This window comes from Apilactobacillus kunkeei DSM 12361 = ATCC 700308, from assembly GCF_001281265.1.
GTDB classification, from domain to species: Bacteria; Bacillota; Bacilli; order Lactobacillales; family Lactobacillaceae; genus Apilactobacillus; species Apilactobacillus kunkeei.
Map to the genome: position 1 here is coordinate 35,204 of NZ_JXDB01000005.1, position 25,873 is coordinate 61,076.

The 25,873-nt window shown below is 36.9% G+C and carries 29 protein-coding genes and 1 other RNA gene; 27 read left to right on the plus strand and 3 right to left on the minus strand.

The features are described 5' to 3' along the window. Nucleotides 1-58: 58 nt before the first annotated feature. Entirely contained in the window at nt 59-286 is a 228-nt protein-coding gene (locus RZ79_RS01815; RefSeq protein ID WP_034531908.1) for a redoxin NrdH, read from the minus strand. A gap of 209 nt (nt 287-495) precedes the next feature. Here RZ79_RS01815 and RZ79_RS01820 point away from each other — a divergent pair, with 209 nt between their 5' ends. The 16 genes from RZ79_RS01820 to tsaD all read left to right on the plus strand — a co-directional run bounded on the left by RZ79_RS01820 (nt 496) and on the right by tsaD (nt 11,465). Next, nucleotides 496-1,101 (plus strand): class I SAM-dependent methyltransferase, encoded by a 606-nt coding sequence (locus RZ79_RS01820; protein ID WP_054449743.1) that lies wholly within the window; start codon nt 496-498, stop codon nt 1,099-1,101. After that, entirely contained in the window at nt 1,094-1,591 is a 498-nt protein-coding gene (gene tadA / locus RZ79_RS01825) for a tRNA adenosine(34) deaminase TadA (RefSeq protein ID WP_054449744.1), read from the plus strand. Before RZ79_RS01820 ends, tadA begins: the two co-directional genes overlap by 8 nt. 27 nt (nt 1,592-1,618) lie before the next feature. Continuing rightward, an RNA gene (gene ffs, locus RZ79_RS07135) (signal recognition particle sRNA small type) lies at nt 1,619-1,715 on the plus strand. Between the two features lie 124 nt (nt 1,716-1,839). After that, nucleotides 1,840-3,651: a DNA polymerase III subunit gamma/tau gene (gene dnaX, locus RZ79_RS01830; RefSeq protein ID WP_054449745.1), complete on the plus strand. Its 1,812-nt coding sequence runs from the start codon at nt 1,840-1,842 to the stop codon at nt 3,649-3,651. A 15-nt stretch (nt 3,652-3,666) separates the two neighbouring features. Continuing rightward, the gene (locus RZ79_RS01835; protein ID WP_054449746.1) at nt 3,667-3,984 is read left to right on the plus strand and encodes a YbaB/EbfC family nucleoid-associated protein; all 318 of its coding nucleotides are present in this window, start codon (nt 3,667-3,669) and stop codon (nt 3,982-3,984) included. A gap of 21 nt (nt 3,985-4,005) precedes the next feature. Beyond that, a complete protein-coding gene (gene recR, locus RZ79_RS01840) occupies nt 4,006-4,605 on the plus strand; it encodes a recombination mediator RecR (RefSeq protein WP_034531913.1) in 600 nt (199 codons plus the stop codon). Between the two features lie 12 nt (nt 4,606-4,617). Beyond that, nucleotides 4,618-4,866: a YaaL family protein gene (locus RZ79_RS01845; protein ID WP_034531914.1), complete on the plus strand. Its 249-nt coding sequence runs from the start codon at nt 4,618-4,620 to the stop codon at nt 4,864-4,866. 108 nt (nt 4,867-4,974) lie between these two features. Then, nucleotides 4,975-5,619, plus strand: a complete 645-nt coding sequence (tmk, locus tag RZ79_RS01850; protein WP_054449747.1) for a dTMP kinase — start codon at nt 4,975-4,977, stop codon at nt 5,617-5,619. A gap of 14 nt (nt 5,620-5,633) precedes the next feature. Continuing rightward, nucleotides 5,634-5,960 (plus strand): cyclic-di-AMP receptor, encoded by a 327-nt coding sequence (locus RZ79_RS01855; RefSeq protein ID WP_034531916.1) that lies wholly within the window; start codon nt 5,634-5,636, stop codon nt 5,958-5,960. 12 nt (nt 5,961-5,972) lie between these two features. Continuing rightward, the gene (gene holB, locus RZ79_RS01860; protein WP_054449748.1) at nt 5,973-6,983 is read left to right on the plus strand and encodes a DNA polymerase III subunit delta'; all 1,011 of its coding nucleotides are present in this window, start codon (nt 5,973-5,975) and stop codon (nt 6,981-6,983) included. Nucleotides 6,984-6,998: 15 nt separating this feature from the next. After that, nucleotides 6,999-7,334 (plus strand): DNA replication initiation control protein YabA, encoded by a 336-nt coding sequence (locus RZ79_RS01865; protein WP_053795204.1) that lies wholly within the window; start codon nt 6,999-7,001, stop codon nt 7,332-7,334. 15 nt (nt 7,335-7,349) lie between these two features. Next, complete coding sequence (gene rsmI / locus RZ79_RS01870) at nt 7,350-8,228, plus strand: 16S rRNA (cytidine(1402)-2'-O)-methyltransferase (RefSeq protein WP_054449749.1); 879 nt, start codon at nt 7,350-7,352, stop codon at nt 8,226-8,228. A gap of 12 nt (nt 8,229-8,240) precedes the next feature. After that, the gene (locus RZ79_RS01875; protein ID WP_054449750.1) at nt 8,241-8,999 is read left to right on the plus strand and encodes an acyl-[acyl-carrier-protein] thioesterase; all 759 of its coding nucleotides are present in this window, start codon (nt 8,241-8,243) and stop codon (nt 8,997-8,999) included. A gap of 111 nt (nt 9,000-9,110) precedes the next feature. After that, nucleotides 9,111-9,839, plus strand: coding sequence for a tRNA (adenosine(37)-N6)-threonylcarbamoyltransferase complex dimerization subunit type 1 TsaB (gene tsaB / locus RZ79_RS01880; RefSeq protein WP_054449751.1), 729 nt, complete (start codon nt 9,111-9,113; stop codon nt 9,837-9,839). Continuing rightward, entirely contained in the window at nt 9,820-10,419 is a 600-nt protein-coding gene (gene rimI / locus RZ79_RS01885; RefSeq protein ID WP_041152525.1) for a ribosomal protein S18-alanine N-acetyltransferase, read from the plus strand. The genes tsaB and rimI overlap by 20 nt, the downstream gene beginning before the upstream one ends. After that, entirely contained in the window at nt 10,419-11,465 is a 1,047-nt protein-coding gene (gene tsaD / locus RZ79_RS01890; RefSeq protein ID WP_054449752.1) for a tRNA (adenosine(37)-N6)-threonylcarbamoyltransferase complex transferase subunit TsaD, read from the plus strand. The genes rimI and tsaD overlap by 1 nt, the downstream gene beginning before the upstream one ends. 36 nt (nt 11,466-11,501) lie before the next feature. On the opposite strand, the gene RZ79_RS01895 is transcribed toward tsaD, so the two are convergent. Further along, a complete protein-coding gene (locus RZ79_RS01895) occupies nt 11,502-13,448 on the minus strand; it encodes an ABC transporter ATP-binding protein (RefSeq protein ID WP_054449753.1) in 1,947 nt (648 codons plus the stop codon). 166 nt (nt 13,449-13,614) lie between these two features. On the opposite strand from RZ79_RS01895, the gene RZ79_RS01900 reads away from it, so the two are divergent. From RZ79_RS01900 to RZ79_RS01915, 4 genes are all read left to right on the plus strand, one after another. Continuing rightward, nucleotides 13,615-14,250, plus strand: a complete 636-nt coding sequence (locus tag RZ79_RS01900) for a redox-sensing transcriptional repressor Rex (RefSeq protein ID WP_155457557.1) — start codon at nt 13,615-13,617, stop codon at nt 14,248-14,250. 171 nt (nt 14,251-14,421) lie between these two features. After that, the gene (groES, locus tag RZ79_RS01905) at nt 14,422-14,706 is read left to right on the plus strand and encodes a co-chaperone GroES (RefSeq protein ID WP_054449755.1); all 285 of its coding nucleotides are present in this window, start codon (nt 14,422-14,424) and stop codon (nt 14,704-14,706) included. 36 nt (nt 14,707-14,742) lie between these two features. Continuing rightward, a complete protein-coding gene (gene groL, locus RZ79_RS01910) occupies nt 14,743-16,356 on the plus strand; it encodes a chaperonin GroEL (protein ID WP_053792505.1) in 1,614 nt (537 codons plus the stop codon). Between the two features lie 105 nt (nt 16,357-16,461). Next, the gene (locus tag RZ79_RS01915; RefSeq protein ID WP_053795213.1) at nt 16,462-17,559 is read left to right on the plus strand and encodes a glycosyltransferase family 4 protein; all 1,098 of its coding nucleotides are present in this window, start codon (nt 16,462-16,464) and stop codon (nt 17,557-17,559) included. Nucleotides 17,560-17,578: 19 nt separating this feature from the next. On the opposite strand, the gene RZ79_RS01920 is transcribed toward RZ79_RS01915, so the two are convergent. After that, on the minus strand, nt 17,579-18,229 hold the full coding sequence (locus tag RZ79_RS01920) for a YigZ family protein (protein WP_054449756.1): 651 nt from the start codon (nt 18,227-18,229) through the stop codon (nt 17,579-17,581). 57 nt (nt 18,230-18,286) lie between these two features. On the opposite strand from RZ79_RS01920, the gene RZ79_RS01925 reads away from it, so the two are divergent. From RZ79_RS01925 to RZ79_RS01955, 7 genes are all read left to right on the plus strand, one after another. Then, nucleotides 18,287-19,618 carry an ATP-dependent helicase ComFA gene (locus RZ79_RS01925; RefSeq protein ID WP_054449757.1) on the plus strand — a complete coding sequence of 444 codons (1,332 nt, stop codon included), beginning with the start codon at nt 18,287-18,289 and terminating at the stop codon, nt 19,616-19,618. Nucleotides 19,619-19,832: 214 nt separating this feature from the next. Then, entirely contained in the window at nt 19,833-20,288 is a 456-nt protein-coding gene (locus tag RZ79_RS01930; protein WP_162200343.1) for a ComF family protein, read from the plus strand. Between the two features lie 148 nt (nt 20,289-20,436). Further along, complete coding sequence (gene secA / locus RZ79_RS01935) at nt 20,437-22,800, plus strand: preprotein translocase subunit SecA (RefSeq protein ID WP_054449759.1); 2,364 nt, start codon at nt 20,437-20,439, stop codon at nt 22,798-22,800. A 56-nt stretch (nt 22,801-22,856) separates the two neighbouring features. Next, nucleotides 22,857-23,973 (plus strand): peptide chain release factor 2 gene (prfB, locus tag RZ79_RS01940; protein WP_155457555.1). Its coding sequence is split into 2 segments (ribosomal slippage): nt 22,857-22,928 and nt 22,930-23,973, totalling 1,116 coding nucleotides; the frame shifts between segments, so codons are not numbered across the junction. 10 nt (nt 23,974-23,983) lie between these two features. After that, on the plus strand, nt 23,984-25,138 hold the full coding sequence (locus RZ79_RS01945) for a PDZ domain-containing protein (protein WP_054449761.1): 1,155 nt from the start codon (nt 23,984-23,986) through the stop codon (nt 25,136-25,138). Between the two features lie 57 nt (nt 25,139-25,195). Continuing rightward, nucleotides 25,196-25,474: a PspC domain-containing protein gene (locus tag RZ79_RS01950; RefSeq protein ID WP_053795219.1), complete on the plus strand. Its 279-nt coding sequence runs from the start codon at nt 25,196-25,198 to the stop codon at nt 25,472-25,474. Between the two features lie 11 nt (nt 25,475-25,485). Then, entirely contained in the window at nt 25,486-25,821 is a 336-nt protein-coding gene (locus RZ79_RS01955) for a phage holin family protein (RefSeq protein ID WP_053792512.1), read from the plus strand. Nucleotides 25,822-25,873 lie beyond the last annotated feature (52 nt).

A 25,873-nucleotide genomic window follows, 5' to 3' on the forward strand; every position in this document is an offset into this window, starting at 1 on the left:
TTAGCGGTTTCGCCAAAAACAACATTTTATATTATAATGAATAATACGTAATTTGAAATTAAGCTAGTTGGCTTAATTGATCTGGTCTAAATCCGGAAATTGAGTCAATACCATCTGCTTCTACAACTGGTAGTGACATGAAACCTTTTGATTTTAGATATGAAACATATTCGGGTTCTTCGTTAATGTTTCTTTCAATAAAATCAATATCGTGTTCGCTTAAAAAGCGCTTAGTCATCTTGCATTGCATGCAATTATTCTTTGAGTATACGGTTACTTGTGCCATGGTATTGCTCCCTTTCTTTTGAAGAAATATGTATTACATTTCAATCGAAATATGTAAGATATTTCCGTTTAATTTATATATAAAAGTTTACACCAGAACAGAAAAAAATCAAATAAAAAACACCATATTTAGTGGTCGAAATGTTCCTAATCTACTAGATACAGTGTCTTAGCGAATTTAAAAAATTTTTTACGAGGATCTGATTTGAAATGAACGAATTTTATTATACACCTAATCCACATGTTGTACACGAACTTCATACATGGAATTTTGATTTATTAAATAACACATTGACCTTTACTACTGATAACGGAGTTTTCTCAAAAAGAACTGTTGATTTTGGTTCGAAAACTTTAGTTGAAAGCGTTAATTTTGATAAAATTCCTGACGGAAATGTCCTAGATTTAGGATGTGGATATGGACCCATGGCAATCGCGTTAGCCAAGCATTACCCTGATAGAACATTTGAAATGGTAGACGTTAATAATTTAGCACTAGAATTAGCTGTAAAGAATGCGGAACAAAATTATGTCTCAAATGTTTTGATTCATAATTCTAATGTTTATGAAAATGTCACAGATAACTTTGCTGCAATTATTACCAACCCGCCAGTAAGAGCAGGAAAGGATATTGTTGATGGTATGATTTCAGGTGCTATTAATCATTTATTGCCAAATGGAACACTAACTGTGGTATTACAAAAGAAACAAGGTGCGCCATCTGCGAAGAAGTTAATGCAATCATTATTTGGTAATTGTGAAATTATCAAGAAGAACAAAGGTTACTATATATTGGAAAGTGTATTTAATGGATAAGACAAAAGAGTACTATATGAAAGAAGCTTTATTTGAAGCAAAGAAAGCATACATGATAAATGAGGTTCCGATTGGAGCAATTGTTGTTAAAGATGGTGATATTATTGGTAGAGGACATAATCTCCGTGAGTTAAGCAATAATGCATTAGATCATGCCGAAGTCGTTGCCATTGATGAAGCATGTCGTCGCTTGCATAGTTGGCGCTTGGAAGACTGTGACCTATATGTAACTATTGAGCCGTGTTTAATGTGTGCTGGAGCAATCATCAATTCCAGAATTAAGAATGTTTACTATGGTGCTAACGATATTAAGGCCGGTGCTGCCGAAAGCCTATATCATGTTTTAGAAGACAGTCGTTTAAATCATCAGGTTAATGTTTTAGGTGGTTTGTTGGCTGATAATGCTAGGAAATTAATGAAGTCTTTTTTTAAAGAAGCACGCAAAAGAAGTAAAGAAGCTAAGAAAAAGAGAAATAAGCTTGAAAAATAATCCTGAATAAGTTAATATAATTATTGCCGTAAGGCCTTGAAGCAAAGTTGTGTTTACGAACCGTGTCAGATCCGAGAGGAAGCAGCACTAAGTATTCTACGCTTGTGCTTCTTGTTTTTTATACAAACAAACTCCTAGTCAAATGCTGGCTAGGAGATTTTTTTATCTATGATGCAAAAACGATAATGGAATAATTATTGAATAGAATATATAATGTAGTTAACTAGTTTTTTGAAAGGAAGTTTTCCATGAGTTACCAAGCTTTATACCGTGTATGGAGACCGCAACGTTTTGACGATGTGATTGGTCAAGATGTTATTACCACCACATTGAAAAATGCGATTGTCACCAATCAATTGAGTCATGCTTATTTATTTGCAGGTCCTAGGGGAACTGGAAAAACTTCCGCTGCGAAAATTTTGGCAAAGGCAATTAACTGTCCAAACCAAAAAGATGGGGAACCTTGCAACGAATGTGAAATTTGTGAAAGTATTACAAACGGAACGCTAAATGATGTTATTGAAATTGATGCGGCCTCTAATAATGGAGTTGAAGAAATTAGAGATGTCAGAGATAAGGCCAAATATGCCCCAACTCAGGCAACTTATAAAGTGTACATTATTGATGAAGTTCATATGTTATCAACAGGGGCTTTCAATGCATTGCTAAAGACATTGGAAGAACCACCTGCACACGTTATCTTCATTCTAGCCACAACCGAACCACAAAAGATTCCAGCCACAATCATTTCACGTGTTCAACGTTTTGATTTTAAACGTATCACCGCAAATGATATCTTAGGCAGAATGGAGTTCATTTTAAACGATAAAAAGATTGATTATGATGACAAAGCACTAAAGGTCATCGCCAAAGCCGCAGAAGGTGGGATGCGTGATGCCTTAAGTATCCTAGATCAAGTATTGTCATTTGGCTTTGATAAGGTGACTTACGAAAACGCTTTGCAAGTAACTGGAAGTGTAACCAAGTCACTACTATCAAAGTACCTAACCAATGTTGTGAACCATGATGTTAAAGATGCACTATCAGATGTCAGACAAATGCTAGAATCTGGTAAAGATGCGGCAAGATTTGTCGAAGACCTAATCAAGTACTGCCAAGACATCTTGTTATACCAACAATCACCTGAAATGGTTGAAGAATCAGAACTAGGTGTGATTGATGAGGAGTTCAAGCAACTAACATCAATTGTCGATGCACAAAGAGTTTACCGTATGATTGTTGATTTAAACGACATTCAAAATCAAATGAGATACACAATGCATCCAGACGTTTATCTAGATGTATTGACCGTTAAGTTATCTACTGATAACCAACAAATAGATAGTCCAGCGCCAGCACAATCACAGCCAGATTTTCAACCTGCAAGTGCTTCAAACGTTGATAACCAAATGGTTCAACAATTGAATGATCAAGTTGCTCGTTTACAAAAACAAGTCGAAGAACTAACCAAAAATGGTGTTTCTGCTAACAACGGCGGTAATGCTGCTAGTGAGCCAGCTAGAAGACCAGCTGCTAAGAAACCATCAGGTAGTTCAAACAACGCTAGGGTTAACCTAACCAAGATTTATCCGGTCTTAGACAACGCCACTCGTCAAGATTTGACCAATATTCAAAATATTTGGGATGAACTATTGAGCGGACTAGACGTCACCAAGCGTGCATTGATGAATGTTTCTAAACCAGTTGCTGCCAGTCATGATGGTGTGGTTGTTTCATTCGAATATCCATTCCTATTCCAAAAGGCAAGTACTGATGAAGAACTACAAGACGCCTTGGGTAATGGATTGGACCGTATTTTGAGCTACGTTCCAGACTTTGTCTTTATCCCGGCTGAACAATGGCCTGAAATAAGAAAGGGTTACATCGTTGCCCAAAAGAATAGTGGTAAAGACGTTAGAGAAGAATCTGAAAATTCAAGTGTTGAAAATTCAGACCAAAACGATGATAATAATAATGAAAAACAAGACAATGAACCCAAAATAGTTAAACAAGCAACACAACTTTTTGGTGAAGATATAATAGATGTAAAAGATGATTAAGGAGCTGTTATAGTTATGATGAACGGAATGAACATGGGAAAGATGATGAAACAAGTTAAGCAACTACAAAAACAAATGGGTGCTGAACAAGAACAAATAAACAACACAGAATTTGTTGGAAAAGCCCCTGAAGATATGGTAATTGTTACTTTCTCAGGTGACCGCAAGATGAAAGACATGAAGATTAAACCAGAAGCATTGGATCCAGAAGACCCAGACATGACTTCAGATTTAGTAATCAGTGCCGTAAACGATGCACTTGCACAAATCGAAAAGACTACTCAAGACTCAATGGGTAAGTACACTAAGGGAATGGGAATTCCAGGAATGTAATTTAAATAAAGAAGGTTAATTATGCAATATCCTGAACCGATTGCTAAGTTGATCGACAGTTTTATGCGTCTACCAGGGATTGGGCATAAGACAGCGATTAGACTGGCATATTTCGTAGTTGATATGAACAAAGACGACGTCGCTAAGTTCTCTTCAGCATTGAAGGAAACCAAGGACAAGTTGATGTATTGTTCAATTTGCGGAAATTTAACTGATGAAGATCCGTGTGTTATCTGTCGTGATAAGACGAGAGATCAATCGACTGTTTTGGTTGTTGAACAGCCAAGAGACATCATGGTAATGGAAAAAATGAAAGATTATCATGGTTTATATCATGTATTAAATGGTGTTTTATCTCCAATCGAGGGAAAAGGACCAGAAGATTTAAATATTAAAAGCCTAATTAAACGTTTGCAAAGCGACGAAGCAATCAAAGAAATTATCATTGCCACCAATGCAACTCCTGAAGGGGAAGCAACCGCAATGTATCTATCACGTTTAGTTAAGCCAGCCGGAATTAAAGTAACTAGATTAGCACATGGATTATCAGTCGGTAGTGATATCGAATATGCTGATGAAATGACGCTTTCTAGAGCCGTTTCTGGTCGAACTGAAATGTAGGAGTGAATACTGATGTTAGGATTTTCAAGATTTTCACACAACGTAGGAAAACAATATGATGAATTTCTATTGGATTCTATCGATCGTGCTAAGTACCAATGGGACCAAGCTACTGAAACCCAAGAAGCAATTTATGAAGTTGACGGTGAAATTGTTGCCCAAACTCGTTTAGCTCGTGAAAAATATCTATTTTTATATCGAGAAGCAAGAGAAAGAAAAGTTTCCAACAATCGTATTCAATCTTCTGTTATTGATTACTAAAGGTGTCTTTATTCTTTGGAATAAGACACTTTTTCTTTGTTGTTCATTTGTTGAAACGAATAAATTAAAGTACAATGAGATAGAAAGATGAAAGTAGGGGTATAGTATATGGCTGGAAAATTTATCACATTTGAAGGCACGGATGGTGCTGGTAAAACAACCATCCTGAACATGGTATTAGATTATTTAAAAGAAGAAATGGGCGACAAGTTAGTTACCAGTAGAGAACCTGGTGGTAACCCAATCGCTGAAAGTATTCGTGAAGTAATTCTAGACCGAAAAAATGTTGATATGGACAAGCGAACTGAAGCATTATTATATGCAGCGGCTCGTCGCCAAAACATTGAGCAAACAGTGAAACCAGCGATTGCTGACAACAAGTTAGTTATCTGCGATCGTTACCTTGATAGCTCAATCGCATATCAAGGTGGAGGTAGAGAAATTGGTGAAGATGCAATCAATGAAATGAACCAATTTGCTACCGAAGGCTTTTTACCAGACCTTACTATCTACTTTAATCTTCCAGTAGAAGAAGGATTAAAGCGTATTGCTAAGAATAGGGCGGAAGATGAAGTCGACAGATTGGATGTTGAAACAATCGATTTCCATAATCGGGTTCATGCAGCCTACCAACGTTTAGCAAAGGCTAATCCAGAACGTATCAAGTCAGTTGATGCTACACAATCAATTGAAGCGGTATACCAAAATGTTTTAGAAATTTTGCAACCATATTTAAATGAATTAAAAAAATAGGGACGTGATTTTGAATGAAACTTTTAATTGTAATTGTGCAAAATAAAGATGCTAACAAACTACAAAATGCATTTGCTAAGAATAATGTTCATCAAACCAAGTTATCAACTACCGGTGGATTTTTAAAATCAGGAAACACTACCTTTATGATTGGGATTGAAGATGAACGTGTTAATGATGTCTTAGACATCATTAAGAAGGTTTCAAGTAAGCGTGAACAATACATGACACCTCCAGTTAATTTGGATGGTGGAGTTTCAGACTCATCATATCCAGTTAAGATTGAAGTAGGTGGCGCTACTGTAATGGAAATGCCAATGGATAATTTTTATCGATTCTAATGGGGGAAGAACATGACCGAAAATCAAGTGATTGAAGAGACTGAGAAAAAGCAAAAGCCACTGATGAAAAAATTTTTACAAGTGGTGAACAATCACGAATTATCCCATTCTTACCTATTTAACGGTGAAGAAGGGGTCGGAAAGTTATCATTAGCGTTGTTTATAACAATGAGAATGTTTTGTAAGAACGTTTCCGATGATTCAATGCCCTGTGGACATTGTGATGAATGTCGTAGAATCGCAGAACAACAACATCCAGATGTTGTCATCATCAAGCCAGATGGATTAAGTATCAAGGTTGATCAAATCAGATACCTAAAATCTGAATTTTCCAAAAGTGGTTTGGAAGGAAATCAGAAGTTCTTCATCGTTTGTGATGCGGAAAAAATGACTACCGGAGCCGCAAACAGCTTATTAAAATTTATTGAAGAACCTGGCGCTAATATAGTTTCGTTTCTACTAACGACCAATAAGAATTTAATACTACCAACCATTATCTCTAGAACCCAGGTGGTTGATCTAAATCCGCTAAACACAAAGGCGTTTAACGAAGAGTTGGCCAACCTAGGAGTAATTCCCAGTCAGTTTAAAATCATTAAACGACTAACCAATCAGATGTCGACCATCCAAGCATGGCAGGAAGACGAATGGCTAACCAAGATTATTTCTGCGATTAGTCAGTGGTTCAGTATGCTGGTTCAAAGAGATAAAACTTCATTTGTTTTGGTACAAAGTAATATCATGCCGTTAGTTAGTGATAATAGTAAACGCCAAGTAGTGATTGATATGCTGCTATCAATATTTGAAGATGTTTTAGATGCTAAGTATACTGGAAGTAAGGATTATAACTTTCCAAAACAAGCCCAAAACATTGAACAACTAAGCGAAAGTATCAATGAGGCCAAGCTAATTCAAATTATGGAAGTAATCTTAAACTGCAACAACCAAATGGCTGTCAATGTTAGTTTCCAAAATATATTAGAGGCTACTACATTAAAAATTATGAAAATACTAAATAGTTAAATGGGGTGAAATTGTTTGGAGAAACGTGAATTATATGATGGAATCAAGGATTTAGAATCACAAACTGAATTAATGTTGACTCAATTCACTGAAGTTCGAAAAGCATTAACCGAAGTAATGGAAGAAAATGCCGAACTAAGAATTGAAAACCAACATCTACATGATTTCATCAATGAACAAAAAGAAAATGTGGAAAACGATAATAAGAAGAGCAGACCACGTTCATCTAAATCTCGTGAAAACTTGGAACACTTATTTAATGAAGGATTCCATGTCTGTATCGAGTTTTATGGATCACATCGTGAAAACGATGAAAGCTGTATTTTCTGTAATGAAATCTTAAATCGTTAATCTGGAGGAGTCTAAGTGCAAGAACAACATAGCTTTACCGCTAACCAAGATAAAGGAATATTATATTTAGTTCCAACACCAATCGGGAACCTAGACGACATGACTTTTCGAGCAATTAAAACACTTAAAGAAGCTGATTTAATTGCTGCTGAAAATCCAAGTCACACTCAACAATTGTTAAATCATTTTGAGATTGATACCAAGAAAATCAGTTTTCGAGAAGATAATAAAGACTACCGTATTGATGAATTGGTACAAACTTTAAATGACGGCCAAAATGTTGCCCAAGTTAGTGACGCAGGGATGCCATCAATTAGTGATCCCGGGCAAGAACTAGTGAAAGCATGTGTTGATAATAATATTAATGTTGTCCCACTTCCTGGAGCAAATGCTGGATTAACGGCACTAATTGCTTCTGGACTTGTTCCACAACCATTTTATTTCTTTGGTTTTTTAAATCGAAAGAACAGTGACCAGATTAGCGAACTAGAAGAACTTAACCAGCATAGTGAAACTTTGATTTTCTATGAAGCTCCTCATCGTTTAAACAAGACTCTTAAGAATATGCAAAAGGTATTCGGTGCCGACCGTCAGGCGGTATTGTGCAGGGAACTAACCAAGAAGTTCGAAGAATTCGACCGCGGCAGTATTTCTGAACTAATCGAATGGACCGAAGCAAATCAAGTTCGTGGTGAGTTCGTGGTAATTGTTGATGGTAATAAAAACTCCACCCAAGAAAACCAGGAACAAGATGAGTTGGCTGGATTATCCATCCAAGAACAAGTAGACTTGTTTATTGGTAAGGGCATGAAGACCAATGCAGCAATCAAAGAGGTTGCTAAGCTACACAAAGTTAAAAAACAAGAGATTTACAATATCTATCACGAAATCTAGGAGTGAATAATAATGGAAAACCAACCAACTGTTTTTAGTGAAAACCATCGAGTTACTTACTATGAAGCTGACTTTACCCGTCGTATGACCATTGCGATGATGCTAGATGTTATTATCCTGGCGTCAGAAGATCATAGTGATAAGCTTGGTGTCGGCGCTGAATTTGTCCGCCAGTTCGGAGTTACCTGGGTTGTTATTCAATACGATGTGCATATTAACCGTATGCCAGTGGTTGATGAAAATATCACCATTAATACGAAGTCAAAGTCATACAACAAGTACTTTGCTTACCGTGAATTCACTATCGAAAGCGAATCAGGAGAAGTGTTAATGCACATGACCGGTTTATGGGCAGCTATGAATTACAAGGAAAGAAAGATTGCTTCCATTCCAAAGGAAACCGTAGAACCATTTGGTGCTGAAAAGGTTAACCAAGTTCCTAAGATGCCTAAACCACAAAAGGTCCAATACAACGAAGAAACTAAACAAAGCTTCCGCGTAAGATATACAGATATTGATTCAAACCAACACGTAAACAATGCTCATTACATGGATTGGATGGTAAACGTCTTACCTGCTGACTTCTTAACCAACCATACGCCAACTCATTTCCTATTAAGATATGAAAATGAAGTTAAATATGGATCAACAGTAGAAAGTTACTATGACATGGAAGAACAAGTGGACGGTTCAATTCTAACTAAGCATGAAATCATGAGTGGTGACAGTCATTCTGCAATTGCCAACATTACTTGGCGAAAAAATGATTAAATATTTTCGGGTGTGTTCATTTTTATTATGGAGACACCTATTTTTTTGTTATAATTTGTTTTAGAATTATTACGTATATTAATAAAGTTATTAGGGAGACGGAAAAACAGGATGAAAGTATTGTCTTTAGATACATCCAATCGACAACTAACTGTTGCTATTTTGGATGATGGTCAAATATTAGCGACAGAAACAACTACTGTTCATCAAAAACATGCGGAATATTTACTTCCAATTATTGATGAATTAATGACAAAGGTGGACTTAACACCATCGGACTTACAAAGAGTTGTTGTGGCAGACGGTCCAGGCTCATACACTGGAATTAGAATTGCGACTGCCACAGCTAAAACTTTGGCATACACCTTAGGAATTGAACTAGTAGGTGTATCAAGTTTGCAAACCTTAGCACTAAACATTAAGCAAGAGGGCAGCCTTGTAATGCCAATTTTTGATGCTAGAAACAATAACGTCTTTTCTGGACTTTATGAAATTAAAAATGGCGTTCCAGAAAATGTCTTAGAAGACTGTCATACCGACTTTGATAAATGGTTAGACAGAATCGATATCAAAGACAAGACAGTCTATGCTGTTGGTACCGACGCACCACATTTTGAAGATGCATTGAAGAATAAGTTTGGAGACAAAGTTATTTTTAGTGATAGTTTTGATAACTTACCACAAGCAGCTAGATTAGGTTTATATGGACAAACCTTATCACCTGTTGAATACATTCATACATTTGTACCAAGATATTTACGTTTGACTAAAGCTGAAGCAGATTGGAAACAAAATCATCCCGGGGAAGAAGTTACTTCATATGTTGAAAAAGTTAATTAATTGGTATCAGAAAAAATTTGTGAATACCGAGCACCTAATGAAAAAGGAACACCTAAATATCAAGAACCACATCGTAAAGATTAATGGCGATAAGTTTTACTTGGCCAAGGCAATGGTTACCGATATTCCTGAAATGGTTAATATCGAACGTGACGTTTACGATGGTAAGGCACCATGGACTGACGAAGCGTTCTTACCTGAGCTAAAGCCACGATTGGATCGCTTTTATTTACTATTACGTCAAGAAGATGAACTAGTTGCTTTTATCGGTAGTTCTTTAAACGATAAACAGGGAGACTGCCATATCTCAAACGTTGCTGTAAAACCAGAATACCAAGAACGTGGATTAGGTTACTTCTTAATCGCTAAGATTATTAAGAAGGCTCGTCAATTAAACTATAAGACGGTTTCTTTGGAAGTAAGAATTAGTAACGTTAAAGCTCAAAGATTGTATTCCGACTTAGGTTTTAAACAAGTTGGTGTGAAGAAGGGCTACTACGACGGTGATCATGAAGATGCCGTTGATATGGTTTTAGATTTAAGTCTATACGAAACTATTCCAAATAACTTTGGAATTTAATGAAACGAGGTTTTTTTGTGCAACCACATATAATTATGTCTTTTGAATCTAGTTGTGATGAAACTAGTGTGGCCATTATCGAAGATGGCGAAAAAATATTATCAAACGTTGTTGCAACGCAAATCAATAGTCACAAGCGATTTGGTGGAGTGGTTCCAGAAGTTGCAAGTAGACATCATATTGAACAAATCACTATCTGTGTTGAAGATGCAATGAAGCAAGCTGATGTTTCATACGATGACATCGACGCAATCGCGGTGACATATGGTCCAGGACTAGTCGGTGCGCTCTTAATCGGTGTTACTGCTGCTAAGACCATTGCATGGGCACACAATATCCCATTGATTCCAGTTAACCACATTTCCGGACACATCTTGGCTAGTCGTTTTGTTACCAAGATTAACTATCCAGCATTAGCATTGGTTGTTTCCGGTGGTCATACTGAATTGGTCCTAATGAAAGAAGAGGGCGACTTCAAGATTATCGGTGAAACTAGGGATGACGCTGCCGGTGAAGCATACGACAAGGTTGGTCGAGTATTGGGAATTAACTACCCAGCTGGACCTAAGGTTGATGCAATGGCTGCTGAAGGTAAAGATACATTTAACTTCCCACGTGCGATGGAAAAAGAAGATAACTTCGACTTTTCATTTAGCGGATTAAAGAGCGCGTTTCTAAACACCACTCACCATGCAGATCAAATTCATGAAGAATTGGATAAGAACGATTTAGCAGCTAGTTTCCAAAGCGCAGTCGTTGATGTTTTAGTTGATAAGACCACTAGAGCATTACAAGAATATCCAGTTTCTCAATTGATTTTGGCTGGTGGGGTTGCCGCTAATAAGGGTCTTCGTAGTGCTTTAGAAGAAAAAATTGATAAGATTGATACAACTGAATTAATTAAGGTGCCAAACAAACTTTGTGGTGATAATGCCGCAATGATTGGTGCAGCCGGATATGTGATGGCAAAGAAAAATGTCTTTGCTGGCGTTGATTTGAATGCTGACCCAAGTTTGGAATTTGACCTTTTAGAAGATGAAGAATAAAAAAAGATGAATCCGTTTTGGATTCATCTTTTTTGTTTATTCAAGTTTCATCATTGCGTTTTCCCAATCGGTTTCAATCTTTTCAATCTTAGAGTTGATATCGGTTAGTTTAGCTTGCAAATCATTCAACTTTTCAATGTCATTTAAGTTTTCTGGTTTAACCATTTCTGCTTCAATGGACGATTTATCTTTTTGGGAAGCATCTAGTTGTTCTTCTAAATCTTCAACTTGACGTTTAAGTTTTCTTTGCTTCTTTTGTAACTCTTTGTTAGCAATGAACTCTTTTTGATTTTGTGACTTTGGCTTGGGGTCTTCAACCTCTTTGTCCTTAGCTTGTTCTTCTTTTTTGTGTTCTTCAATGGCCGCTTGTTCTTCCTTCTTTTCTACATAATAGTTGTAGTTACCAAGGAATAGTTCGCTACCATCAGGGGATAGCTCGACAATTTGAGTGGCTAACTTATTGATGAAGTATCTATCATGAGATACAAATAAAATGGTTCCATCGAAACTGATCAATGCGTTTTCTAGCACTTCTCTACTATCGATATCCAAATGGTTTGTAGGTTCATCTAGGATTAAGAAGTTATCGTGATTCATGGATAGCTTAGTCAAAACTAGGCGGGCCTTTTCACCACCAGAAAGGTTACCAACCACTTTTTCAACGTCTTCACCAGAGAACAAGAAACTACCTAGGATTGAACGAATGCGTTGTTCAGGATAAGTAGGGTAGTCGTCCCAGATTTCATTTAAGACAGTCTTGTTAGGATGTAGGTTATCTTGGTGTTGGTCGTAGTAACCGATTTGGACGACGGTACCACGTTCGATTTCACCAGATTGGAGTGGCAATTGTTTCATGATGGTCTTTAGCAATGTTGATTTACCGATTCCGTTTGGTCCAATCAATGCGACCGCTTGATTACGTTTAACATCAATATTGATATTTTTAGATAGGATTTGGTGATTGTATCCAATTGCAGCATCACGAATGTTTAAAACGACGTTTCCACTTTGTTTTTCAGGAGTAAATGAAAGACGAGCGGATTTATCATCACGAGTTGGTGCCGCTATTTTTTCCATCTTTTCCAATTGAGTTCTTCTTGATTGAGCTCGATTGGTAGTTGATGCACGAACAATGTTTTTATCAACGAACTCCTGCATCTCTTTGATTTTCTTTTGTTGTTTTTCGTATTCCTTTAGTTGATGTTGGTAATTTAGTTTCTTTTGTTCAACATAACTGGAGTAGTTTCCAACATAATGAGTCATGTGACCTTGTGATAAGTCGTAGACTTGATCAACAATCTTATCCATGAAGAAACGGTCATGAGAGATAATTAGAAGGGCACCATGATAACTCTTTAGATAATCTTCCAGCCAACTGATGGTTTTAACATCAATATGGTTGGTAGGTTCGTCTAGAATCAATAGGTCCTTCTTTTGTAGAAGTAGTTTTGCCATCGCTAATTGGGTTTGTTGACCACCTGATAGCTCACTAATTTTATGATTGTACATTTCTTCACCGAAGCCAAACCCGTTTAGGACGGCCTTGATTTCGGCTTGATAAGAAAAACCATTTTTAGCGGTAAACTCAGCTTGGAGTTGGTCATAAGTTTGTGAAACTTCTGCCAGCTTTTCTGGATTCGAGTTGACGTTTGGGTCAGCCATTTTGTTTTCGTATTCGTGAATTTTATTTTCTAAAGCGATTAAATCAGCAAAGACATTGGTCATTTCTTCAATGATGGTGTCATCAGAAGTTAGACCAGTATTTTGAGCTAAGTATCCAATGGTGATACCTTTTTTGGTGGTGACTTCACCTTCATCGATTGGTTCATCGCCCAAAATCATTTTCACTAATGTTGACTTACCAGCACCGTTTCTACCAACCAAGGCAACCTTGCTGTTTTCTTCGATACTCAAGTTAACGCTTGTGAAAAGATCTTGCCCACCAAATCGTTTTGTCATTTTATTTGCTTGTAAAATAATCATAAAATTCACCTCCTAATTCTCTTGTATTATCAGTAATAATGACTATTTTAGCATATTATGACCAATAAATTAAAATGTTCAATCCATTTTAGTAGATGATAATATTTTCACAAACTTTGTTTTTATGATAGAATACATAAATGTTATGAAAGATTCGGGAGGGAACATTTTGGATATTAAAATTCCTAGGGCAACGGCTAAAAGATTGCCTATGTATTATCGATATCTTAGCGGTTTACACGACGCGAAAATAAAGAGAATATCCTCTAGTACTTTTGCTGAAGCAGTGCAAGTTGATTCAGCAACCATTAGAAGAGATTTATCTTATTTTGGAGCTCTTGGAAAACGTGGATATGGATACGAAGTTGATAATTTATTAGACTTCTTCAAGAAGATTCTAAATCAAGATCACTTAACAAATGTTGCATTAGTCGGTTTAGGTAATTTGGGTCAAGCCTTACTACACTTTAATTTTCACAAAGATAGTAACGTAAGAATCTCAGCTGCCTTCGATATTCATGACGACATGATTAACACTGTTCAAAGTGGTGTACCAGTATACGATGTTAAAGACTTACAAGAACAATTAAGAGATCAACAAATTGAAGTAGTCATTTTTACTGTTCCAGCAACCGTAGTTCAAGACCTATGTGATGAAGCCGTAAATGGTGGAGCTAAGGGTATCATGAACTTTACTTCAAAACGTTTATCAGTTCCCAAAAATGTTAGAGTACAAAACGTTGATTTAACTAACGAATTACAAACTTTAATTTACTTCATTGAACACTATGAAGGTGAATAAGCAAGATGAGCCGTTGGCCCATCTTTTTTTGTTGGATTATATCGTGTATCAAGTAAAAATTCTTGCATCTAAAACTAAAAAATAATATATTATTTATAGTGATTAGCACTTATAATAATTGACTGCTAATACTGATAAAAAGCATAAAAAAACAAAGTGAGGTCAAGCAAAATGTTAAAACCATTGGGTGATCGTGTAATTATTGAAGCACAAGAAGCTAAAGAAGAAACAGTTGGAGGCATTGTGTTAGCAAATAATGCTAAAGAAAAACCACAAACTGGTAAAGTTGTTGCCGTTGGAAACGGCAGAGTTTTAGACAATGGCCAAACTGTTGCACCAGAAGTTAAGAAGGGTGACGAAGTTGTTTACGACAAGTACTCAGGTACTTCTGTAGACTACGATGGTCAAAAATATTTAGTACTAAAAGAAAGTGACATTTTAGCTGTCGTTGAATAATAGATAAAACGAAATTATTAATGAGGTGAATAAAAAATGGCTAAGGAAGTTAAATTCTCAGAAGACGCAAGACGTTCAATGCTAAGAGGTGTTGATAAACTTGCAAACACTGTTAAGACTACATTAGGACCAAAGGGTAGAAACGTTGTTGTTGAACAATCAACAGGTACACCAAACATTACTAATGATGGTGTTACAATCGCTAAGTCAATCGAACTACCAAATCATTTTGAAAACATGGGTGCTAAGTTAGTATCAGAAGTTGCATCAAAGACTGACGACATTGCCGGTGATGGTACTACTACTGCTACTGTATTAACTCAAGCAATCGTAAACGAAGGAATGAAGAACGTTACTGCCGGTGCCAACCCAGTTGGTGTTCGTCGCGGTATCGAAAAGGCAACCGAAGTAGCCGTTGAAAAGCTACACAAGATGTCAAACGAAATCAAGAGCAAGAATGATATTGCTCAAATCGCTTCAATTTCAGCTGCTAACCCAGAAGTTGGTGAATTAATCGCCGATGCTATGGAAAAGGTTGGAAACGATGGTGTTATCACTGTTGAAGATTCACGTGGTGTTAATACAACTATGGATGTTGTAGAAGGTATGCAATTTGATCGTGGTTACATGTCACAATACATGGTTACCGACAACGATAAGATGCAAGCTGACTTAGACAACCCATACATCTTAGTTACTGACAAGAAGATTAACAACATTCAAGAAATCCTACCAGTACTACAATCAGTTGTTGAACAAGGTCGTTCACTTCTAATCATTGCCGATGATATTGGTGGTGAAGCACTACCAACATTGGTATTAAACAAGATGCGTGGTACTTTCAACGTTGTTGCTGTTAAGGCTCCTGGTTTTGGTGACCGTCGTAAGGCTCAACTACAAGATATTTCAGTTCTTACAGGCGCTACTTTAATCACTGACGACCTAGGATTAAACCTAAAGGATGTAACCATTGATCAATTAGGTCAAGCTAACAAGGTTAACGTTACTAAGGATGACACTACAATTGTTCAAGGTGCCGGTGACAAGGACCAACTTGCTGCACGTGTTGCAGAAATCAAGAACCAACTAGAAACTACTACATCAGAATTCGACAAAGAAAAGCTACGTGAACGTTTAGCTAAGTTAGCCGGTGGTGTTGCCGTTATCCGTGTTGGTGCAGCTACCGAAACTGAACTAAAAGAACGTAAGTACAGAATTGAAGATGCATTGAACTCAACTAGAGCCGCTGTTGAAGAAGGCTTCGTTCCTGGTGGTGGAACTGCATTCATCAACATCCTAAAGGATTTAGAAGAAATTCCTGCTGAAGGTGACGAAAAGACTGGTGTAAACATCGTTTTACGTGCTCTAGAAGCTCCAGTTAGACAAATCGCCCACAACGCCGGAATTGATGGTTCAATCGTTGTTGAACATCTAAAGGGTAAAGAAATGGGTATTGGTTTCAATGCCGCTACTGGTGAATACGAAGACATGGTTAAGGCTGGAGTTGTTGACCCAACCAAGGTATCAAGATCTGCTCTTCAAAACGCCGCATCTGTTTCAGCATTGCTATTAACTACTGAAGCTGTTGTTGCTAACTTACCAGAAGAAAAGAAAGATCCAATGAACCCTTCAATGGGACCAATGATGTAATAAAAAAGGATTCCTTTGGGAATCCTTTTTTTGTTTAACCTTGTTTTTAATCTGTTACATTTGTATAATTTATTAATAGTATTATAAAACGAAAGGATAACAGTTATGCTAAAATTCGAAATTATCGTTTCCCTTTTCGCGACAATGTTAATTTCTGCTGTGGTAACGCCGTTTATTAGAAAATTAGCATTTCGCTGGGGAGCTATCGATAGTCCAAATAAGCGAAGAATGAATAAAATTCCCATGCCGACATTAGGAGGTTTGGCAATTTTTGTGTCATACACAATTGCCACATTGTTCCTATTAAGGTCGCAAATGCCAACCCATCAACTTTATGGGATGTTTGCAGGCCAAGTAGTTATCATTATTACAGGGGTAATCGATGACATCATTGTATTAAAACCACGTCAAAAGGTATTTGGGATTAGTTTAGCAGCAATTATTGTCTATTTCTTCGGAAACATTCAAATGAGTAATGTATCGTTACCATTCATTGGAACATTTAGTCTGGGATGGTTCAGTTTACCAATTACTCTAATTTGGATTTTAGCAATCACTAACGCCGTTAACTTAATTGATGGTCTGGATGGATTAGCAACGGGGGTCGCAGTTATTGCCTTGACCACCATGGGAATTACAGGCTTTTTCTTCCTAAACGTTGGAAACGTCTACGTTTCAATCATGATTTTTGCACTAGTTGCAGCATGTTTAGGATTTTTACCTTACAATTTCTTCCCAGCTAGAATCTATCTAGGGGATACAGGATCATTGTTCATCGGTTTCATGATTTCAATTTTTTCATTGAACGGATTGAAGAATGCCACATTCATTACCGTCATTATTCCGGTAATTATCCTGGGTGTCCCAATCACCGATACTATTTACGCAATCTTACGTAGAATGTTAAACAAACAACCAATCATGCATGCTGACAAACGACACTTACATCACCGTTTGATGCAAATCGGATTGACTCACCGTCAAACCGTATTGGTAATCTATGGAATTGCATTGATTTTCTCATTCATTTCATTGTTATATCCAATCTCAACAATTTGGGGTTCCATTTTACTAACGATTGCAACGTTAATCGGGTTGGAGCTATTCGTTGAATCAATCGGTTTAGCGGGTAAGGACAGACAACCATTACTAAACGCAATTAAAAAAGTCGTTAAAGAAAACACAAGTAAAGATAACCACTAAAAAAAGAATGGCCATTTGGTCATTCTTTTTTGTATGGATCATAATCAACTTCAAAGTATTTTTCATCGCCATCATGCATTTCGACACGACCGTTTAGTAAATCAATTACTTTTTGTTTAAACTCTTCAACCTTGGGATTATCGATGGCAACGATTACGGAAACCTTGTCGGTATATTGAGTGTCGATAATGTTAATGCCGTTTTCCTCTAGGTGGTAATTTAATTGATCAAATAAGTTGTAGGCAACGTCGATAGTGATTTCTGTTTGTAAAATTTTTTTGACGATGCCGACGTGTTCGATGGCCTTGGTGGTGGCATTACTGTATGCGCGAATTAAACCACCGGCACCTAGTTTAATGCCACCAAAGTATCTGGTAACGACGGCAGCGGTGTTGTGCACGCCAATGTTTTTTAACGCTTCTAGGATGGGCACACCAGCAGTTCCTGATGGTTCACCGTTATCACTAGCGCGTTGAATGGAGTCGTCTTGGCCAATCACATAGGCATGACAGTTGTGAGTGGCTTTTTTATGTTCTTCTTTGACGCTATTAACGAAAGCCATTGCTTCACCTTCGTTTGATACTCTAGCGATTGAACAGATGAATTGTGATTTTTTGATATCAATCTCGTTGACACCATTTTCTTTAATTGTGAGATAATCTTTTTCCATTTAGATGTTTTCACCTCAGAATTTATCTTTTTTGCGTACTTAATTATGGTGATAATTATGATTAAAGATGTTTCTGAATTATACGGGAGACAAGTCAACGCCACGATGGTGGATGACAGTCTCTTAAATAACTCTATTGTTCATAAATACGTTCCAATTAAGGTTAACAGTAACAATATCTATTGTAAACGATGTGGCCAAAAAACGCCCGTAAACAGGTGTAATTTGCCAAATAATAACTATTATTGTCCAGTCTGCATCAATTTGGATCGAGTAACCAAAAGCATTCCATTAGTGTACGCTGATGAGCCAAATGATTTTGAGATTAAGCAGCCTGTTTTAACATGGCAGGGGCAATTGACTAATGAGCAAAAGAAGTGTTCCAGAGATATTATCGAAGTCTTCGAAAACAAAAAGACGCACCTATTGTGGGCGGTTACCGGAGCAGGGAAGACTGAAATGTTGTTTCCGGGAATCGAAAAAGCATTAACTGAGGGCAAACGCGTTGGTATTGCATCGCCACGTGTGGATGTTTGTGTTGAACTATACCCGAGAATTAAGGAGGCGTTTACCAACACATCGATGATTCTTCTACACGGCTGTAATCCACAACCGTATCACTATGCGCAGTTGACAATTTGCACTACCCATCAACTATTACGATTTTATCGAGCCTTTGACGTATTGATTATCGATGAGGTCGATTCCTTTCCGTTTGTAAATAACGACGGATTACACTTTGCGGTAGAAAATGCGACGAAACAAATTAGTGCCAAGTTGTTTTTAACGGCTACACCGACCAATGAAATGACGAAGAAGATAAGGTCCAACAAACTATCAGCTAGCTACTTACCAATTCGATTTCATCGTCATTTATTACCGGAAATTAAATTAAAGTACACAAAGAAGTGGCGCGAGAATTTAAAGAAACAAAAATTGCCGAGGTTACTACTACATAAGATTGACGAAAAGATTAAAGAAAACCAACGCTTTTTATTGTTTGTTCCTCGCATTGCCGATTTAAAAACAATTAGTGATATTTTAGCCAAGCATTTTGACGGCAGTAAATGGGAGACCGTCTTTTCTAGTGATGACAAACGAATGGAGAAGGTATCCGATATGCGTGAACAACGCAAACTGTTTTTGATTACTACCACCATTTTGGAACGAGGCGTTACCTTTCCTGGAATTGATGTGATCGTATTCGGGGCAGAAGATGAGGTCTTTTCAACTTCATCATTGGTGCAAATAGCTGGAAGAGTGGGTAGAAAACTAGATCGACCGACTGGGGAGGTATTGTTTCTAGCCGAGGAAAACACGCTGGCCATTAAGAGTTCGATTAATCAGATTAAGTATATGAATAAGAAGGCGAAAAAATTAAATGGATAGCTGCCTATTGTGCAATAAATCAATGGTATATGACATGTCACTTGATTTTTTATTGAGTTTTAAAAGACTGCCAAAGCGATACGTTTGTGCGGAGTGTATGAACCAGTTTGCTCGCATTGATGAAACAAGGATATGTACGTCCTGCGGGCGACAAATGGATAAGTCCGGAATATGTATTGATTGTCAGAAATGGCACCAATTAGGGAATCATTTTGTGAATGAATCAATCTTCCAATATAACGATGCAATGAAGGATTTTATGCACCGTTACAAGTTTGTCGGCGACTACCAGTTACGAATGATTTTTCAAAAAGAGATTAGAAAAAAGATGAGAAAAGATTTGTTGATAGTACCGATTCCAGTTAGTATTGAAACTAAGATTAATCGGGGCTTTAACCAAGTCATTGGACTCTTGGGAGATATTGAATATGTTGATGCTCTAATGGTGAAGGAAAAACGCAAGGTGCGGCAGTCTAAGTTGAACCGTCAACAGCGCATTCACAACAAACAAGTTTTCACAATCAATCCTAAACATGTGTCTGAAATAATCGATCAAAAGATATTATTGGTCGACGATATTTATACTACTGGGACCACGATTAGACATGCGGCAAATGTACTGAGATCAAATGGTGCGAAGCAAGTTTTCGGACTAACTTTATGTCGATAAGGGATGTTTTAAATATAAAGGATATTTTTTTAGAAGAATTAGATAATCTGTTTTTAAAAATGATAATTAAATGTTAGAATAAGAAAGATAGAATTTATATAAAGCGAATAAAACATTAAAAACTAATTCACGGAAGGAAAATAAACAAATGGCTAACATTTTAAGAAAATGGGTCGAAAGCGATAAGCGTGAAGTTAAAAGACTTAGCAAGCTAGCTGATAAGGTTGAAGCATACGCCGATGAAATCAGCCAACTAAGTGATGACGAACTAAAAGCTAAAACCCCAGAATTTCAACAACGTTATCAAGATGGGGAAACTCTTGATGACTTACTACCAGAAGCATTTGCAGTTGCCAGAGAAGGTGCTACTCGTGTATTAGGTCTAACTCCTTTCCATGTTCAAATCATGGGTGGAATTGTGCTACATGAAGGTAACATTTCAGAAATGAAGACCGGTGAAGGTAAGACATTGACTGCCACTATGCCAGTTTACCTAAACGCCTTAGCTGGTAAGGGTGTTCACGTTATTACTGTTAACGAATACCTATCACAACGTGATGCTGAACAAATGGGTGAACTATACAACTGGTTAGGCCTATCAGTAGGTGTTAACTTAACTGAAAAGAGCCCAGAAGAAAAACGTGAAGCTTACAATGCTGATATCACTTACTCAACTAACAGTGAAATCGGTTTTGATTACTTACGTGATAACATGGTTGTCTACAAAGAAGACATGGTTCAAAGACCATTGAACTTTGCCATCGTCGATGAAGTTGACTCCATCTTAATTGATGAAGCTAGAACTCCATTGATCATTTCAGGACAAGCCAAAGGTTCTTCAGAACTATACATGCAAGCTGATCAATTTGCTAAGACTTTAAAGGAAAAAGATGACTTCAAGATTGACTTGGAATCAAAGACTGTTTCTTTAAATGACCAAGGAATTGAAAAGGCTGAAAAGTACTTCAACTTAAAGAACCTATACGACACTGATAACACGGCATTAACTCACCACATTGATGAAGCATTGCGTGCGAACTTCATTATGATTAAGGATAAGGATTATGTTGTTTCTGACGACGAAGTACTTATCGTTGATTCATTTACTGGTCGTATTATGGATGGTCGTCGTTTCTCTGATGGATTACACCAAGCTATCGAAGCTAAAGAAGGAGTAACCATTCAAGAAGAAAGTAAGACAATGGCCAACATTACTTACCAAAACTTATTCAGAATGTACAGCAAGCTTGCCGGTATGACTGGTACTGCTAAGACTGAAGCAGACGAATTTAGAGAAATCTATAACATGGACGTTATCTCCATTCCAACCAACAGACCGGTTGCCAGAGTGGACGAACCTGACTTGTTATACCCAACTCTACAATCAAAATTTGATGCTGTAGTTGATGAAATCAAAGAATTACACGCCAAGGGTCAACCAATCCTAATTGGTACTGTGGCCGTTGAAACTTCAGAATACATTTCAAAACGTTTAGATGATGCTGGTATCAAACACGAAGTGCTAAATGCCAAGAACCATGCTAAAGAAGCTGAAATCGTTGCTAACGCTGGTCAAAAGGGTGCGGTTACTATCGCTACCAACATGGCCGGTCGTGGTACTGATATTAAATTAGGACCGGGTGTTGTTGAATTAGGTGGACTTGCCGTTATCGGTACTGAAAGACACGAATCAAGACGTATCGATAACCAATTACGTGGACGTTCAGGACGTCAAGGTGATCCAGGTCTATCCCAATTCTACTTATCACTAGAAGATGACTTAATGCGTCGTTTCGGTTCTGATAAGATTAAGAACTTCTTGGAAAGAATGAAGGTTGATGGTGATTCAGCTGTTATCAAGAGTCGTTTAATCACCAAGCAAGTTGAATCAGCACAAAAACGTGTTGAAGGTAACAACTACGATTCAAGAAAACAAGTTCTACAATACGATGACGTTATGAGACAACAACGTAGCGTTATCTACAACGAAAGATACCAAGTAATCACTGAAGATAAGTCATTAGACTGGGTTATGAAACCAATGGTTAAGAGAACAATCAATCGTATTGTTAACTTACACACTCAAGGTGACAAGAAGGACTGGGACCTAAGTACAATCCTAGACTTTGCCATTAGTGCACTTGTTAGTCCTGATATGATTAGTCTATCTGACTTAGAAGATAAATCAGCTGATGAAATCAAGGACTTCTTGGTTGAATTATCTGAAAAAGTTTATAATGAAAAGAAAGAACAACTATACGACCCAGAACAAATGCTAGAATTTGAAAAGGTTGTTGTATTAAGAGTTGTTGATTCTCACTGGACTGATCATATTGATGAAATGGATCAATTGAGACAATCAATTGGTTTAAGAGGTTATGGTCAATTGAACCCATTAGTTGAATACCAACGTGAAGGTTATCAAATGTTTGAAGAAATGGTCTCAGATATTGATTACGATGCCACAAGATTGTTCATGAAAGCTGAAATCAGACAAAACATCGAAAGATAATAATAAAGCGAAGATGAACAGAAGTTCACTTCGCTTTTTTGGTAAGGAGAGTAAGAATGGAACTAGCTGATGCTAAAAATGAAATAAGTCAAATCAAAAAAGCCATCCAAGGCTTTAGGGGGTCTCTTTGACTTAGATTCCCTTCAAGAAAGCATTGAAATTAATGAAGCCAAGATGGCCGAACCTGGATTCTGGGATAATCCAGAAACTGCCCAAAGCTTTATTAATGAAAATAATCGATTAAAGAAAAAATACGATAATTTTAATGAACTAAATGAAGAGGCTGAAGACCTAGAGGTTAACCTAGAATTAATCGAAGAGGAAAACGATGATTCTATGATGGAAGAATTCGAAGAAACTTTAGCACAAACTAAGTCACATCTTGAAAAGTACAGATTAGGGATGCTACTAAATGGTAAGTATGATGCCAACAATGCCATTCTGGAAATTCATCCAGGAGCGGGTGGAACTGAATCACACGATTGGGGCATGATGCTGTTTAGAATGTATACCAGATGGGCTGATCAAAATGGATTCAAATTAGAAACATTGAACTACCAAGCTGGAGAAGTGGCCGGAATTGATACTGCCACCATCATGGTTAGTGGTGAAAATGCCTACGGATACCTAAAATCAGAAAAAGGTGTTCACCGTCTAGTTCGAATTTCACCATTTGATTCTGCCGGACGTCGCCATACATCATTTGCTTCTGTCGATGTAATGCCAGAACTAGATGACACTGTCGACATTGAGATTAATCCTGCCGACTTACGAGTTGATGTTTACCGTGCCAGTGGTGCTGGTGGACAACACGTTAACAAAACATCTTCAGCAGTTCGTATTACTCATGAACCTACCGGGATTGTTGTGGCCAGTCAAGCTCAACGTTCACAACTACAAAATAGAGAAACTGCCATGAACATGTTGAAGTCCAAACTTTACGAACTAGAAGAAGAAAAAAAGGAACAGCAAAAGGCACAACTCGAAGGTGAACAAAAAGAGATTGGTTGGGGGTCGCAAATCAGATCTTATGTTTTCCATCCATATTCAATGGTTAAAGACCATCGAACCAATTATGAAACAGCAAAGGCGCAAGATGTTATGGACGGCGACCTAAATCCATTCATTAATGCATACTTGCAATGGAAACTAAGTAAAAGAAATCCAGAATAGGGGAATTTAAATGAATAATTTATGGATGACATTGTTAATATTTATTCAGCCAGTACTATGGTTGGGAATATTAAGAAATTACATTATCTACCGTAAGCGTATCAAACGTGAAAGAAACGACTTTAACACTTCAATTTCTCCAAACGATTTTGAAATGAAACATTTTTGGCTAAGCTTCATCGTGTTAGGAATTGTCGGAAGCATAATTTCAATGGTACTAGGAATTTATCTATCACTTCCTTGGATCATTATCTATGAAGCATTGCTACTAATAAACTTAATTATTATTCCAGGTCAATTCTTTACAGTGTTAAATCTATTAATTGCGACAGCTTTGACATTTGTAACGTATAAATTTGACTTGTTTACGTATATTAATACAGAAGGTATCAACACTTCATCTACTTCGCTATCAAATGCATTATTGCTGTTAGTGACAGTATTTTTTGTTTCCGCATTGTACATGAAGATGTTCTTAGGAAACTATCAATCACCAAAGATTTTTAAAAACCAACGTGGTAACAAGGTTGCCGGTTATTTAAACAAGGAATTTGCGGTCCTACCAATTGCCGTATTAATTCCAGGTGATCAAATTCATGCATTGATTAGTTGGTGGCCAGTATTTTCAATGGGTCAACATCAATTCACAATCTTTATCCTACCGGTATTGATTGGGATTAGATTTACCATTTTCAAATCAATGCCAAAAGAATTTTTCAAAAAGTTATCTAATCGATTGTTATGGTTAACATGTTTGGGTATTATTCTAGTTGTTGCAACTTATCTACTAAATGGTGTCGATAACATTGAATTGATTTCAATGACAGTGATGGCAGTATTATACCTACTAGTTCTAATCAGAACTAAACGTAAAGACAACAAGAAATCTAAGTGGTTTTCAGATGCGGTTAACGGTCTAAGAGTAATTGCCGTTAGAAGAGACACGCCAGCTGAAAAGATGGGTGTTGAAATGGGTGATTTAATCATTGAGGTTAACAACATTAAAGTAAGTACCGAAGACGATTTCTACAAGGCCACTTTGACTTCACCAACATTTTGTCGATTGAAGGTATTGAACCGTCAAGATCGTATCAAGATTATGGAAAGTGCCATTTACAGTGACTCACCAAATGAACTAGGTGTAGTTGTAATTAAAGAAAAATAACTTAAGATTGATTTAATAAACATTATTTAAAATGTCATTTAATGAGGAGGCTTTATGATGACTAAAATTTACCGTTCTCAATCAGATCGATTATTAACAGGATTATTAGGTGGAATTGCCGAATACTTCCATATCAACTCACAACTTTTAAGAATTATATTTGTTGTTCTATCTATTATTCCGGGCCATCTAATTGGCGGACTATTGCTTTATGTAATTTGTTTAGTAATTGTTCCGGCTAACCCCAACGTTTATGGTGGTGGACACACTACTTACAAACAAACTCGACGCAATTTAACTGACGTTGATGAATTTAATGATAAAAATGATAAATAAGAGGTGACACCATGAGAGTGTTAGGCAGAATATTGATTAACACGTTGCTATTTGTTGCGATTGCTGGTTTCTTTCAAGGCAGCTTTTACGTTGCTTCTTTTGAGACTGCGATTGTAGCTGCAATTGTTTTAGCGATTCTAAATGCATTGGTAAAACCAGTATTGTTTATCTTATCCTTACCAATCAACTTGGTAACCTTAGGATTATTCAGTATTATCCTGAATGGAATTATGTTGGAATTAACATCTTTTGTGGTGGGCAATACTTTCCATTTTGCTTCATTTGGAATGGCAGTGATTGTTGCATTGATTATGTCAATTTGTAACGTCATATTGTCAGACTACTAAAAAATTTTTAAAAACATCTAATAACATGATAAAATTATCTTATAACGAAGTG

Excerpts from the sequence above, each read along its gene's own strand:
- RZ79_RS01815 (WP_034531908.1), bottom strand. The coding sequence starts at position 286 with ATGGCACAAGTAACCGTATACTCAAAGAATAATTGCATGCAATGCAAG.
- RZ79_RS01820 (WP_054449743.1), top strand. The coding sequence starts at position 496 with ATGAACGAATTTTATTATACACCTAATCCACATGTTGTACACGAACTT.
- tadA (WP_054449744.1), top strand. The coding sequence starts at position 1,094 with ATGGATAAGACAAAAGAGTACTATATGAAAGAAGCTTTATTTGAAGCA.
- dnaX (WP_054449745.1), top strand. The coding sequence starts at position 1,840 with ATGAGTTACCAAGCTTTATACCGTGTATGGAGACCGCAACGTTTTGAC.
- RZ79_RS01835 (WP_054449746.1), top strand. The coding sequence starts at position 3,667 with ATGATGAACGGAATGAACATGGGAAAGATGATGAAACAAGTTAAGCAA.
- recR (WP_034531913.1), top strand. The coding sequence starts at position 4,006 with ATGCAATATCCTGAACCGATTGCTAAGTTGATCGACAGTTTTATGCGT.
- RZ79_RS01845 (WP_034531914.1), top strand. The coding sequence starts at position 4,618 with ATGTTAGGATTTTCAAGATTTTCACACAACGTAGGAAAACAATATGAT.
- tmk (WP_054449747.1), top strand. The coding sequence starts at position 4,975 with ATGGCTGGAAAATTTATCACATTTGAAGGCACGGATGGTGCTGGTAAA.
- RZ79_RS01855 (WP_034531916.1), top strand. The coding sequence starts at position 5,634 with ATGAAACTTTTAATTGTAATTGTGCAAAATAAAGATGCTAACAAACTA.
- holB (WP_054449748.1), top strand. The coding sequence starts at position 5,973 with ATGACCGAAAATCAAGTGATTGAAGAGACTGAGAAAAAGCAAAAGCCA.
- RZ79_RS01875 (WP_054449750.1), top strand. The coding sequence starts at position 8,241 with ATGGAAAACCAACCAACTGTTTTTAGTGAAAACCATCGAGTTACTTAC.
- tsaB (WP_054449751.1), top strand. The coding sequence starts at position 9,111 with ATGAAAGTATTGTCTTTAGATACATCCAATCGACAACTAACTGTTGCT.
- rimI (WP_041152525.1), top strand. The coding sequence starts at position 9,820 with ATGTTGAAAAAGTTAATTAATTGGTATCAGAAAAAATTTGTGAATACC.
- tsaD (WP_054449752.1), top strand. The coding sequence starts at position 10,419 with ATGAAACGAGGTTTTTTTGTGCAACCACATATAATTATGTCTTTTGAA.
- RZ79_RS01895 (WP_054449753.1), bottom strand. The coding sequence starts at position 13,448 with ATGATTATTTTACAAGCAAATAAAATGACAAAACGATTTGGTGGGCAA.
- groES (WP_054449755.1), top strand. The coding sequence starts at position 14,422 with ATGTTAAAACCATTGGGTGATCGTGTAATTATTGAAGCACAAGAAGCT.
- groL (WP_053792505.1), top strand. The coding sequence starts at position 14,743 with ATGGCTAAGGAAGTTAAATTCTCAGAAGACGCAAGACGTTCAATGCTA.
- RZ79_RS01915 (WP_053795213.1), top strand. The coding sequence starts at position 16,462 with ATGCTAAAATTCGAAATTATCGTTTCCCTTTTCGCGACAATGTTAATT.
- RZ79_RS01920 (WP_054449756.1), bottom strand. The coding sequence starts at position 18,229 with ATGGAAAAAGATTATCTCACAATTAAAGAAAATGGTGTCAACGAGATT.
- RZ79_RS01925 (WP_054449757.1), top strand. The coding sequence starts at position 18,287 with ATGATTAAAGATGTTTCTGAATTATACGGGAGACAAGTCAACGCCACG.
- secA (WP_054449759.1), top strand. The coding sequence starts at position 20,437 with ATGGCTAACATTTTAAGAAAATGGGTCGAAAGCGATAAGCGTGAAGTT.
- RZ79_RS01945 (WP_054449761.1), top strand. The coding sequence starts at position 23,984 with ATGAATAATTTATGGATGACATTGTTAATATTTATTCAGCCAGTACTA.
- RZ79_RS01950 (WP_053795219.1), top strand. The coding sequence starts at position 25,196 with ATGACTAAAATTTACCGTTCTCAATCAGATCGATTATTAACAGGATTA.
- RZ79_RS01955 (WP_053792512.1), top strand. The coding sequence starts at position 25,486 with ATGAGAGTGTTAGGCAGAATATTGATTAACACGTTGCTATTTGTTGCG.